Genomic DNA, 12,647 nt, shown 5'->3' on the forward strand with positions numbered 1-12,647 from the left:
AAAATGCTAACTTCATCTCCAACAATTCTTGATAAAAAATATATAAAGCTGATATTGCAAATTTCACTTTCTGAGATTTCGTTTTGCATTTTAAATACTTTATCAAACTCTGTTGAAACTATTGGGAATTTTGGTCTTAAAAAATCAAATAATTTAATTGAAATTGAAGAAGAAATCATCAGTTTTATTAAAAAAACACCCATTTTACAATCAAAATTCGATAGTGTTTTGGTACTTCACAATAACAATTTAACTTCTTTCATTCCTCAGGTTTTCTTTGATGAACAATATTTAGGAAGTTATTTGCAATATAATATCAAGGTTTTTGAAACTGATTTTATTACTTTCGATGAAATTGCTAATTATGAAATGAATTGTGTTTATATTCCTTACGTAAATATAAATAATTCATTGATAGATTGTTACGGAAGTTTTGACTATAAACATTCGTATTCAATCTTAGTCAAGAAAATATTAGATTTGAGCAAAAATAATGATGAACCACAAGTTTTTGTTCATACAGAAAAAGATTATTTTCAAATTATTGTTGTTAAAAATCAAAAACTACTATTATTTAATACGTTCGAATATAAAACCAAGGAAGATTTTATTTATTATATTTTGTTTACACTAGAACAGTTGCAACTTAATCCGGAAACTATTCCATTAAAAATGCTCGGAAATGTAACCAAAGAAAGTAAAATTTATCAAATAGCATATAAATATGTACGAAACGTTTCGCTGTTTTTTGAAAATAATGATTTAGACAACAAAATTTCACAACAAGATTATTTACAAAATTTTATACTCATACACGCATGCGAATAATTTCAGGAAAATACAAAGGGCGACGCATTTCTCCACCAAAAAACCTACCTGTTCGCCCAACAACGGATATGTGCAAGGAAGCGTTGTTTAATATTTTAAATAACAATTTCAATTTTAGCGAACTTCGAGTTTTGGATTTATTTGCAGGAACTGGTAGTATAAGTTACGAATTTGCATCACGCGGTTGTACTCCTGTTACTAGTGTTGATGGCGATATGGGTTGTATTAACTTCATTAGAAAAACAACCAAAGAATTCGACTTTGATATCACGCCCATAAAAAGTGATGTTTTTGCTTTTTTAGAAAAAAACAAAGCCAGTTACGATATTATTTTTGCCGATCCGCCTTACGGAATGGATTTAAAAGATTTTGAAAAAATTATACTTTTAGTTTTTGAAAAAGAATTATTGGAGGACGACGGAATGATGATTATAGAGCATTCCAAACGCACCAAATTGGATCATATGGAAAATTACTCGTATGATAAAGGATATGGTGGTTCGGTTTTTACTTTTTTTGAATTGGAACACGATGAGGAAGAAACTAGTGGAGATGATGAGATGGAGAGTTAGAATTATCTAATTCTGCTTTCGTTTTCATCAATATTTTTTTCTTTGAATTGAGAATTTTTTATTTTCCCGAAAGAATATTTTATTCCAAACGATATTTCGTGTGTATCTGCCAAATAGTTTGACTTTGAACTAATATTATTAATTGTAAAATTTTCTTTGTAAACCATAGTTTTAAAAACATCATTAAAACTTAATGTAAAATCCCAGTTTTTGAAAAATGTTTTTGAAATTGCCAAATCTAGCATGAAATTTGGTTGCATTCTTTCAAAAACACCTTCTTTTTGTGTGGTTAATCCCCAAATATTAACCAAAAAAGTATAATCTTTAGGCAAACTAAAACTATTATTTGAATAATAATAGAAATATGGTTTGGACGACTTTTGTATAGCAGTTTCATCTTGAATTTTATTCAAATAAACACTAAAACTATTATTTATAGTCCATATTTTGTACTTAAATGGAATTGTAAATTCTAATCCAAATCCTGTTTCTTTGTCAAAATTCTTCTGAATAAAAGTTAAAATTTTCTGTGAATCATCAAAATTAAAATCGCCATAAACTGGACTCGAATTGTTGTAATAACTCAATCGAACAGATTTGTCTTTGTATTGAAAATTGGCAACAATTTCATGATTAATTGTTGGATTCAAATTGATATTGGTTCCATAAATAAAATACGGATTAATATAGGTTGCTCCTTGATTTGTTGCAGAATAATTAGGTCTTACAATACTTTTTGAATAATTGAAAGTCAATGTTTTAGAACTATCAATTGCGATATCAAACTGTGCTTTTGGAAAAAAATTAGTATAATTTTTTTTAACTAATGGATTAATTTCGGTTTCAAATTTACCTAAAACATTCGTGTTTTCAACTCTAAATCCGAGGGAATAATTTACTTTTTTAATTTTTCCTGAAAGTTGAGAATAACCCGAAGTATTTTGTTCTTTAAAATTATAATTTGAAAAATTAGCACCATCATTAATGAAATTAAAAACATTGAAATCGGTTTTTGCATTTGCACACAAAAACAAACCTCCAATCTCTAGTTTCATTTCGTTTTTAAAAGTTTTTTCTAAATCTGTTCTACCAGAAAGTACAGAAACATCAAACTCTTGATTTCTATTTTGTGATAATTCAAATAAAGTATTATTAAAATTATTTTTGACAACGGTGTTTATTTTTTTGTTAAACCTTGAATACTGAAAACCAGAGAACCATTGTGTATTTATTAATTTAATTTTCTTTGAATAATTGAAAAAAGAATTAATAAAATTTCTACTATCATTGTTATCACTAGCAGTCAAAACATTATTCTCATTAGTGTTTTGTTTGTTGAAAGTTTGTGTATTTATACCAAAAAAATCTTTTTGTATTCTAGCATTTGCATTAAATGAAAAATAATCATCATCATTAATTTTATAAAATATTCCGCTTCCAAAAACAAATTGAGGTCTTTCTGTGTAAGCTTCCACATTATAATTTGCAGTGATATTAGCATCAGGAATTTGATAATTAATATCATGCTTTTCCCAAATATTCAATTGATTGTAATTAAAATTACCTTTCCATTCAACTTTATTTTTTTTAATACTTGCATTGATTCCCAAATAATTATTAAATCTCTTTTTTATTGAAGCCGCTTCGGTCAAATTTACTTTGAAGCCTTCTTTCTTACTTAATTTTCGAGTAATCAAAATCAAAACTTTACCATTTGCTTCATATTTTGATGATGGATTGATTATTATTTCAATGTTTTTGATATCATCTACAGCAAGTGAATTCAAATCATTTATTCCAACTCTTTGATTGTCAATATAAATCAGCGGACTTCCTTTTCCAGCAATACTTACAGTTTCCTTGTCTGAGCTAATTTGAATATTTGGTAATTTAGATAATAAATCAACTGTATTTGGTACCGAATTGAAAATCGAATTGGCAATATCAACCTTTATATTCCCATTTTTGTTGGTAAAAGTTTTTGCAGTTGCTTTGATTGTTATTTCTTCTAATTTATTTGAAATTGTGTCTTTTTGTGTTTCAACTTGTGCAAAAGCAACATTAGAAACTACTAAAATCATTAGTTTAATTATTTTATTCATCAATATATTATTTATTGTTTTTCAGCCATTTCAACCAATCATTTGCAACTTTGTCCCAATTTTCCAACTCATAATTAGGAATTCCTTTTTCATTTACTGGAAAAAAATTATGATCTAAATCTTCATAATTCAGGAAAGTAAAATTTTGTTTTCGCTCTAGAATGACTTCAATTTGGAACAAATCATTATAATTGGCAACAACATCTTTGGAGGCGTACGTAAACAGAATTGGGATTTTTAATTGCAATAGATTTTCTCTTTGTGGTAACGAAAAACTATAGGTTGCTTTATAAGTATCGCCACCATTATAATTGATTGTATTGGCATTTTGAACTACTTCTTTCCAATAATTTAAAGTTTCTTTTTTGTCTTTTTCTTCTGAAAGAATATTCACAATACGACCAAAAGGATTTCCACCAGAATATATCAAATGTGTAATTTTTGAATTTAATGATGCCATTTTTGCTGCAATAGCACTTCCTTCAGAATGTCCTGCTACGACTAATTTTGATTTGCTAACAAATCGTTCTTTAAATAATTGTTTGATTATGAAATTGTTTCTAAAAACGTAATAATCAAGATAATTTCTATCGGTGTAACCTTTGGGAGGAATGCCTTTTTCTTTGTCCTTCAAGTACACAAAATCATTTTCCAAAGTGTTTGCATTGGCTATAATTGGAATATTTGGTTGGGCAACAATTACAATATGGTAATCATTAAGAAAATTATTTTCATTGAATGGCAAAGTACCGAATAGTCCTTTTTCGTCGTAAACAACCACAGGTCGAGGTAAACTTCCTTGACAGAAAAAGAACAATGGTTTTTGGGTTTTCTCTTCTCCTTTTTTAGAAATCACAATCAAATCTACTCGATCATCTTGAAATTTGAAAGACATTGATCTGTACCCAAAATTTTCAGGTGTTTTTTGAGCTAGAGCATAATTTTTAGAAATTAATAGCATAAGAAATAGCATTTTTTCATTATTTATAAAACATCTTTTTTGAACCAATAATGGATTAAGTTTAGTTAAGGAAAAGTCTAAATAAAAACACTTAATGAACCATAATTCCTTAATGGTTAAAAAAAATCAGAGCAAAATTGCTTCTAATAATTCATTCCGAAAGTTAATACAAGGTTAATGCGAGGTTAATGTATTTTTTATTCCTTAAAATCGTTTATTTTTGGACTGATGAAAAAGAAAATTAATCTGTTAATTTTATTCTCGGTAATTGTTCTCATTGCTTTATCAGCAATGCAGTTCTATTTGGTTAAAACTACTTACGACCATAAAGTAGCGCAATTTCACAACGAAATAAGATATAAAATTGCTAAAATAACGAATGATTACAGCGATATTGATGCTAGTATTTTCAATAAAAAAGATTTACTGTACAAACAATTGGCAACAAAATATATTTTAGATAAAAAATACAAATTCAGAATTAAAAGCGATTTGCTTCAAAATGATTTCAAAAATGAATTAACACGAAAACTACAATTAGAGTTTGAAAAAGAAATACCAAATCTAAAACTCGATTTTGCGATAGTTCTAAACAAATTTGTCATTTATAATGGCACGAAAATTACCGATACTATATATTCTGAAAAACCATTTATCGAAAATAAATTGTATGGCGATTTAGCCACACTTGACAATGCTTTTTTAGTTCGAAATTATGTTGGCACGACTAGCGGAACTTCCTTGCAATCAGATTATAAGTTACTTACTGAGGATGCTCTGTATGTTTCTGTAATTGATTGGGAAATGATTATTTTAAAACGAATGGCACTTATTTTATTTTTTGCTATATTTTCAATTCTTACATTAATTACACTTTTCGTGATTGCAATAAAAGCATTGATAAAACAGAAAAAAATAAGCGATATAAAAACTGATTTTATAAATAACATTACGCACGAACTCAAAACGCCTTTAGCAACTTTGGCTATCTCTACCAAAATATTAGAACGAAAAGATATTCGTGAACACCAGCAAAATTTTGATAATTTGGTAGCTACTATTTCACGTCAAAATCAACGTTTGCAACAATTAATAGATCAAGTTTTGAATAATTCATTGGGAGAAACTGAAATCGAATTGCAAAAAGAAAAAATAGTTTCAGAAACTTTTTTAGATTCTATTATTGATGATTTTAAAATTGCCAATCCAAACATTACAATTACAACCGATTTTAAAACAATAAAAACAATTTTATTTTTAGATAAATTTCACCTAACAACTGCCTTGCTCAATGTTTTAGAAAATGCAGTAAAATATGGGTGTAACAATATTGTGATTCAAACTTCGTTGCTAGATAATCAGTTTAATATCAGTATTCAAGACGATGGTATTGGAATTGAAAAAAGCAAACATTCACTGCTTTTTGATAAATTTTATAGAGTAGAACAAGGCAATCTGCATAGTACAAAAGGTTTGGGATTGGGATTGTATTATGTAGATCAAATTATCAAAGCGCATCGTGGAAGTGTTGCTGTGATAAGCGATTTGGGAAAGGGTTGTTTGTTTAAAATAAGTTTAGAATTAAATAGAAACTGAGTAAAAGCAAAAATTAAACAAAACAATAATTTTGCGAGTATTAAAAACTAATGCCTAACAACCATTGCCTAATGCCTAGAAAAGTACTACTTGCCGAAGACGATTTTGATTTTGCTTCTGTTCTGAAACAATATCTAGAACTATACAATTACCAAGTTAATTGGGCAAAAAATGGAGAGGAAGCAATCCAAATTTTCGAAAAAGAAACTTTTGATATTTGTGTTTTTGATGTTATGATGCCAAAAATGGACGGATTTACATTGGCAGAAAAAATTATTGAAACCAATCCGGAGACGCCTTTTATATTTTTAACAGCTCGAAAACTCAAAGAAGATAAACTAAAAGGATTGCAACTCGGCGCAGATGATTACATTGTAAAACCTTTTGAAGCAGACGAACTAGTTTTGCGATTAAATAATATTTTAAAACGTGGCGAACAAAAAAACTACATTCAAAACACTGTGGAAGAAATAGTTATTGGAAAATATATTTTCAATCCAAATAGGTTAGAATTAAAATTAAGTAATCATATACAACGGCTTACAGAAAAGGAAGTTGCGTTAATTTTATTCTTATATAATAACAGAAATAATTTGCTAAAAAGAAATGAGATTTTACAACAAATTTGGGGAAATGATGATTTCTTTTCAGGTCGAAGTATGGATGTTTTTATGAGTAGAATTAGAAAATATTTCTCTAACGATGCTTCAATAACCATCGAAAGTATTCGAAATATTGGATTGGAATTTAAAATTCTAAAATAAAAAAAGCAGACCTATAAGCCGGATTCTGTATCTCGATTGCTCGAAACCCTTATCATTTATCTAGATCTCGCATTACTGCGGGACTCAAGCTGTCTACCCTTCAACAACGAACGAGAAGCTCTTAAATGCTGATATACTTGACATTTCACCGCATAGAGTTTACCTGGTTTCACTACAGCATTACCTGTACATACTTTCTGTTGCACTTGTCCTAATCTTACGACCGACGGGCGTTATCCGCTATGCTTCTCTTTGGTGTCCGGACTTTCCTCCCTTCCGATTGCTCGAAACGACGATAAGGCGGTCTGCGCAACAAAAGTAGTTTTTTAAGTGCCATTTGCATTATTTTACATAATCTTTTTTAACATATTAGGAAAATACTTTTGTTACCTTCTTTAAAAATATAAAACATTAAAAAATATTTTCATTTTTATAAAATCTCAAATCATTAACTTTGCAATTATTCTCAATTTATTAAATATTTTACTAATGAATATATTTTGGTTTCGACGTGATTTACGATTAGATGACAATGTGGGGTTTTTTCATGCTTTAAATAATAGCGAAAATGTGCTGCCCATATTTATTTTTGATGACGATATTTTATCTCAATTACCAAAAAATGATCACAGAGTCACTTTTATCCATCAATTATTATCTAAAATGCAAAACCAATTACAAGAAATTGGAAAAAATTTAGCCATTTTTCATGGTAAACCCATCGATATTTTTAAAAAAATAATTTCAGAAAATAAAATTCAAACCATTTATACCAATCATGATTATGAACCTTATGCACGCAAACGAGACAAGGAATTAAACAATGTTTTTGCATCTCATAATATTGAATTTAAAACCAGCAAGGATCAAGTTATTTTTGAAAAAAGCGAAGTGACCAAGGACGATGGTTTACCCTATGTAGTTTACACACCCTATTCTAGAAAATGGAAGGAAAATTTTAGTAAAATTAAATTGATTCACTACAATTCAGAAAATTTTCTTGAGATTTTGGCAACACATTCCTACCCTTTTTTAAGTTTGGAAGAGATTGGTTTTTCAGAATCAAAAATTAAAATTACACCTTATGACAGTTCCAAAAAACTAATTGATAAATACGAAGAAACCCGGAATTTTCCTTCCATTGCTGGCACATCAATGGTTGGTGCTTATTTGCGTTTTGGAGCAGTATCCATCAGAAAAATGATAGGAGAAGCAATTAAAAGTGACAATGAAACTTTTTTTAAGGAATTGATTTGGAGAGAATTCTTCATGCAAATTTTATGGCATTTTCCGCATACAATAAATAAAAGTTTTAGGGAAAAGTACGACAGTATTGTTTGGGATAATAATGAAGATTTATTTCAAAAATGGTGCGATGGAAAAACCGGTTATCCTTTTGTGGATGCTGGAATGCGCGAATTAAACGCTACTGGACACATGCACAATCGAGTAAGAATGATTGTTGCAAGTTTCCTATGTAAGCATTTATTAATTGATTGGCGTTGGGGAGAAACCTACTTTGCTCAAAAATTATTTGATTATGAGCAATCTAGTAATGTTGGAAACTGGCAATGGGCTGCTGGTTCTGGAGTGGATGCCGCACCTTATTTCAGAATTTTTAATCCAACTGAACAAATAAAAAAGTTTGACAAAGATTTAAAATACATTAATAAATGGATTCCTGAATTGGAAACAAAAATGTATCCTGAACCTATAGTTGAGCATAAATTTGCAAGAGAACGTTGTTTAAAAGTTTATAAAGAAGCAGTTGGATAAATTTAAATTATTACAAAATCAACAAAAATAAATATGAAAAAAATAATTTTAACTGATAAAGCACCTGCTCCTATTGGTCCATATAACCAAGCAGTTTTGATTGGAAATACACTTTATACTTCGGGTCAAATTGCGTTAAATCCATTATCTGGTGAATTGATTTTAGATTCAATTGAGAATGAAACCGAACAAGTAATGCAAAATTTAAAAGTTGTTCTTGAAACTGCCGACATGGACTTTAAAAACGTTGTAAAAGCAACTATTTTTATTATGAACATGGGCGATTTTGCTAGAATCAATGCTATTTATGGAAAATATTTCGATGTAGAAACTGCTCCGGCTAGAGAAACCGTGCAAGTATCTGGTTTGCCTAAAGGCGTAAATATTGAGATTTCAATGATAGCTGTTTTGTAATGAAAACATAACTAATATTGTTTTGAGATATTAAATAACATAAAAAAACGTTTGGCAACTTCTTACCAAACGTTTTAGAATTAACTTAAAATAAACTAATCTTTTTGAGATTTTACTGCTAAACTGTAAATCACCAATCCGAAACCAATTTTGTTAATTGCATCTGCAATATTATAGGCAACATCTACACTTCCTTTTCCGAGAATTGAGGTATACCAACCATCTGTTCCTAGCATGTATCCTAATGGATAAATTGCCCAACCTACAAGTACAAACCAACATAAAATTTTGTGTGCTGCAAGAACGTTTCCTCCAGCTGCTGCTGCAAGTTTTGAAGCTTCTCCCAACCATATTTCATACACAATTACAAAATAGGCAATTCCTGAAACCAATCCCCAAATCCAAGCATTTGTAGGATCTACTGCTTCACCAAAATAACCTGTTACGAGCATAACAAGAGATAGAAAAATCATTTTCCAAAGTAAACCTTGCTTTGCTCCTGCAACTTTTAGTATCAAATAAAATTCAACACACATTAACGGCACCGTTAAAATCCAGTCTACATAACGAAAAAATGTTGGCGATTTGCTAAATTCTGCCCAATACTCCTTCATGTAGAAATAATGTACTGCTGCAATAAAGGTAATTAAACCTGATACCAATACGGAAGTTCTCCACTTTTTATCGAATTGGTTTAACGATAAAAAGAAAAAAGCTGATGCGGCCATCATGGCCATACATCCTACAAAAAATGTGAATCCAACGTAATCAGTTGGTAACATTTCTCTCATTAAACTCGGAAATAACATAAAATTTGTCATAAAAATTTGATTTTAAAAAAAGGTTAGATAATTTTGTTTAACAAATCTACAAAATTATTAAACAAAATAAATATAATTTGTTTAATTTTTTTTACTTATATTACAAATATATTTAAAATAATATGACTAAATATTTCAAATTCGCAATTATAGCAAGCTTTTTCGGATTGTGGATAGATTCATTCTTTAAAACTAATTTTCAAATTTATTTAGGATTTATCTTAATTTTTTCATTTGGAATATTGCATGGAGCAAATGATTTGTTATTAATTAGATCTATAAATCAAGAAAAACAAACAAATTATTTCTATAAAATTCTTATTTACTACATTCTAATTGTTATTGTAGGTGCTTTATTATTTTATTTTATTCCTACTATAGCTTTAATAAGTTTTATAATAGTTAGTGGCTACCATTTTGGAGAACAACAATGGCAGAATTTAGACCAATTAAATCAATGGTTTAAGTTTACTTTCCAATTTTGCTATGGCACATTCATTCTATTTCTATTATTCTATTTTCATCAAACCGAAGTACAAACGGTAGTTACGGAAATTACTACTATCCCTTTAAACATTGCAATTATAACCAATGGATTTAAAATTCTGAGTATAACTTTATTTATATTTTTTTTATATTTGTATATCAAACACATAAGAATTAGGAATCAACTTTTATTAGAAATTTTCTATTTAATAGTTTTCGGTATTATATTTTTCAGTTCGAGTTTAATTTGGGGATTTGCTATTTTCTTTATTATATGGCATAGCATTCCTTCAATGATAGATCAAATTAAATTTCTGTATCAAGAGGTAACATTAAAGAGTTTTAAATTATATTTTAAATCAGCTTTTTTATATTGGATTGTTTCTTTATTTGGAATAGCAATACTTTATTTGCTTTTTAATGACGAAAAAATATTTAATGCTTTGTTTTTTTCATTTTTAGCATCTATAACTTTTCCACATGTTTTAGTAATTTTAAAAATGTTTAATAAAAAGCTATAAAAAAACCGAGCAATTTCTTACTCGGTTTTATATAATAAGTAAAGATGCACTGCTGTGCATCCCTACCAAAAATTATTTAACTTCTTCAAATTCTACATCTTGAACATCATCACCTTGCGCTTCGCCTTGTGGTTGAGCAGCTTGTTGACCTTGTTCTCCTTGAGCATACATTGCTTCTGTAGCTGTTTTCCATGCTGCATTTACATTGTCAAGACCTTTTTGAATCGCTTCCAAATCTTGAGATTGGTGTGCCATTCTCAATTCTGTTAATGCATATTCTATTGCAGTTTTGTGCTCGTCAGTGATTTTATCAGCTAGTTCTTTCAATTGAGTTTCAGTTTGGAAAATCAAACTATCTGCTTCATTGATTTTCTCCACTCTTTCTCTTGCGATTTTGTCAGCTCCAGCATTAGCTTCAGCATCTTTTTTCATTCTTTCGATTTCTTCTGATGTTAATCCAGATGAAGCTTCGATACGAATATCGTGAGATTTTCCAGTTCCTTTGTCTGTTGCAGAAACTTTGATGATACCATTAGCATCAATATCAAAAGTTACTTCAATTTGTGGAACTCCTCTTGGTGCTGGCGGAATACCATCCAAATTGAAACGTCCAATCGTTTTATTGTCAACAGCCATTGCTCTTGCACCTTGAAGAACGTGAAGTTCAACTGTTGGTTGAGAATCTGCGGCTGTAGAGAAAATTTGAGATTTTTTAGTTGGAATAGTTGTGTTAGACTCAATTAAGATTGTCATAACACCACCCATAGTTTCGATACCAAGAGACAAAGGTGTAACGTCAAGTAACAATACATCTTTTACATCACCAGATAAAACTCCACCTTGAATAGCTGCTCCAATAGCCACAACTTCATCAGGATTTACTCCTTTTGATGCTTTTTTACCAAAGAATTTTTCTACTTCGTCAGCAATTCTTGGCATACGAGTTGAACCTCCAACCAAAATAACTTCGTCGATATCTTTTGTAGATAAACCTGCATCTTTCAAAGCTTTAGCAACTGGTTCCATAGAACGTTTTACCAAAGTATCAGACAATTGCTCAAATTTTGCTCTTGTTAATTTTTTAACTAAGTGTTTTGGTCCAGAAGCAGTAGCAGTAACGTAAGGCAAGTTGATTTCTGTTTCAGCAGAAGATGACAACTCGATTTTAGCTTTTTCAGCAGCTTCTTTAATTCTTTGTAATGACATTGGATCCAAACGCAAATCAATACCTTCTTCAGTTTTGAATTCATCTGCCAACCAGTCAATAATAGTTTGGTCAAAATCATCACCACCCAAGTGTGTATCTCCGTTTGTAGACAATACTTCAAAAACTCCATCTCCTAATTCAAGGATAGAAATATCAAAAGTTCCTCCACCTAAATCGTAAACTGCAATTTTTTGATCCACACCTTTTTTATCCAATCCGTAAGCCAAAGCTGCAGCAGTTGGTTCGTTGATGATTCTCATTACTTTCAAACCAGCAATTTCACCAGCTTCTTTGGTTGCTTGACGTTGTGCATCGTTAAAATATGCAGGAACAGTAATAACCGCCTCAGTAACTGTTTGACCCAAATAGTCTTCAGCTGTTTTTTTCATTTTTTGAAGTGTCATAGCTGACAATTCTTGTGGTGTGTACAAACGACCATCGATATCAACTCTTGGCGTATTGTTATCACCTTTTACAACTGAATAAGGTACTCTTTTCGCTTCACCAGTAGTTTCTGTAAAAGTGTGTCCCATAAAACGTTTGATAGAACCAATCGTTTTTGTTGGGTTGGTCACAGCTTGTCTTTTTGCTGGATCACC

11 protein-coding genes and 1 other RNA gene are annotated in these 12,647 nt (G+C 29.8%); 7 read left to right on the forward strand and 5 right to left on the reverse strand.

Annotated features, from left to right (window positions below):
• Positions 1-3: 3 nt before the first annotated feature.
• Both RMN92_RS03750 and RMN92_RS03755 read left to right on the forward strand, forming a co-directional pair.
• Positions 4-828 carry a DUF3822 family protein gene (locus tag RMN92_RS03750; protein ID WP_309608126.1) on the forward strand — a complete coding sequence of 275 codons (825 nt, stop codon included), beginning with the start codon at positions 4-6 and terminating at the stop codon, positions 826-828.
• Positions 819-1,400, forward strand: a complete 582-nt coding sequence (locus tag RMN92_RS03755) for an RsmD family RNA methyltransferase (RefSeq protein WP_309608127.1) — start codon at positions 819-821, stop codon at positions 1,398-1,400. The genes RMN92_RS03750 and RMN92_RS03755 overlap by 10 nt, the downstream gene beginning before the upstream one ends.
• A 2-nt stretch (positions 1,401-1,402) precedes the next feature.
• On the opposite strand, the gene RMN92_RS03760 is transcribed toward RMN92_RS03755, so the two are convergent.
• Both RMN92_RS03760 and RMN92_RS03765 read right to left on the reverse strand, forming a co-directional pair.
• On the reverse strand, positions 1,403-3,502 hold the full coding sequence (locus RMN92_RS03760) for a TonB-dependent receptor domain-containing protein (protein ID WP_309608128.1): 2,100 nt from the start codon (positions 3,500-3,502) through the stop codon (positions 1,403-1,405).
• A 7-nt stretch (positions 3,503-3,509) separates the two neighbouring features.
• On the reverse strand, positions 3,510-4,475 hold the full coding sequence (locus RMN92_RS03765; RefSeq protein WP_309608129.1) for an alpha/beta hydrolase: 966 nt from the start codon (positions 4,473-4,475) through the stop codon (positions 3,510-3,512).
• 216 nt (positions 4,476-4,691) lie between these two features.
• Here RMN92_RS03765 and RMN92_RS03770 point away from each other — a divergent pair, with 216 nt between their 5' ends.
• A complete protein-coding gene (locus RMN92_RS03770) occupies positions 4,692-6,059 on the forward strand; it encodes a HAMP domain-containing sensor histidine kinase (protein ID WP_309608130.1) in 1,368 nt (455 codons plus the stop codon).
• A gap of 71 nt (positions 6,060-6,130) precedes the next feature.
• Positions 6,131-6,823, forward strand: coding sequence for a response regulator transcription factor (locus RMN92_RS03775; protein ID WP_309608131.1), 693 nt, complete (start codon positions 6,131-6,133; stop codon positions 6,821-6,823).
• Here the strand turns inward: RMN92_RS03775 and rnpB are convergent.
• An RNA gene (gene rnpB / locus RMN92_RS03780) (RNase P RNA component class A) lies at positions 6,822-7,135 on the reverse strand. The genes RMN92_RS03775 and rnpB overlap by 2 nt on opposite strands.
• A gap of 177 nt (positions 7,136-7,312) precedes the next feature.
• Here rnpB and RMN92_RS03785 point away from each other — a divergent pair.
• Both RMN92_RS03785 and RMN92_RS03790 read left to right on the forward strand, forming a co-directional pair.
• Entirely contained in the window at positions 7,313-8,599 is a 1,287-nt protein-coding gene (locus tag RMN92_RS03785; RefSeq protein ID WP_309608132.1) for a deoxyribodipyrimidine photo-lyase, read from the forward strand.
• Between the two features lie 33 nt (positions 8,600-8,632).
• Positions 8,633-9,013 (forward strand): RidA family protein, encoded by a 381-nt coding sequence (locus tag RMN92_RS03790; RefSeq protein WP_309608133.1) that lies wholly within the window; start codon positions 8,633-8,635, stop codon positions 9,011-9,013.
• A 95-nt stretch (positions 9,014-9,108) separates the two neighbouring features.
• On the opposite strand, the gene RMN92_RS03795 is transcribed toward RMN92_RS03790, so the two are convergent.
• Positions 9,109-9,834 carry a bacteriorhodopsin-like gene (locus RMN92_RS03795; protein WP_309608134.1) on the reverse strand — a complete coding sequence of 242 codons (726 nt, stop codon included), beginning with the start codon at positions 9,832-9,834 and terminating at the stop codon, positions 9,109-9,111.
• Positions 9,835-9,956: 122 nt separating this feature from the next.
• Between RMN92_RS03795 and RMN92_RS03800 the strand changes: the two genes are divergently transcribed.
• Positions 9,957-10,841 carry a Brp/Blh family beta-carotene 15,15'-dioxygenase gene (locus RMN92_RS03800; protein ID WP_309608135.1) on the forward strand — a complete coding sequence of 295 codons (885 nt, stop codon included), beginning with the start codon at positions 9,957-9,959 and terminating at the stop codon, positions 10,839-10,841.
• Between the two features lie 72 nt (positions 10,842-10,913).
• Here RMN92_RS03800 and dnaK read toward each other — a convergent pair.
• On the reverse strand, positions 10,914-12,647 hold a 1,734-nt coding region (gene dnaK / locus RMN92_RS03805; protein ID WP_309608136.1), incomplete at its 5' end, for a molecular chaperone DnaK.

The sequence above is a fragment of the Flavobacterium sp. genome (genome assembly GCF_031363805.1).
Lineage (GTDB): Bacteria > Bacteroidota > Bacteroidia > Flavobacteriales > Flavobacteriaceae > Flavobacterium.

Coding starts and splice junctions, on each gene's coding strand:
- RMN92_RS03750 (WP_309608126.1), top strand. CDS start 4: ATGCTAACTTCATCTCCAACAATTCTTGATAAAAAATATATAAAGCTG.
- RMN92_RS03755 (WP_309608127.1), top strand. CDS start 819: ATGCGAATAATTTCAGGAAAATACAAAGGGCGACGCATTTCTCCACCA.
- RMN92_RS03760 (WP_309608128.1), bottom strand. CDS start 3,502: ATGAATAAAATAATTAAACTAATGATTTTAGTAGTTTCTAATGTTGCT.
- RMN92_RS03765 (WP_309608129.1), bottom strand. CDS start 4,475: ATGCTATTTCTTATGCTATTAATTTCTAAAAATTATGCTCTAGCTCAA.
- RMN92_RS03770 (WP_309608130.1), top strand. CDS start 4,692: ATGAAAAAGAAAATTAATCTGTTAATTTTATTCTCGGTAATTGTTCTC.
- RMN92_RS03775 (WP_309608131.1), top strand. CDS start 6,131: ATGCCTAGAAAAGTACTACTTGCCGAAGACGATTTTGATTTTGCTTCT.
- RMN92_RS03785 (WP_309608132.1), top strand. CDS start 7,313: ATGAATATATTTTGGTTTCGACGTGATTTACGATTAGATGACAATGTG.
- RMN92_RS03790 (WP_309608133.1), top strand. CDS start 8,633: ATGAAAAAAATAATTTTAACTGATAAAGCACCTGCTCCTATTGGTCCA.
- RMN92_RS03795 (WP_309608134.1), bottom strand. CDS start 9,834: ATGACAAATTTTATGTTATTTCCGAGTTTAATGAGAGAAATGTTACCA.
- RMN92_RS03800 (WP_309608135.1), top strand. CDS start 9,957: ATGACTAAATATTTCAAATTCGCAATTATAGCAAGCTTTTTCGGATTG.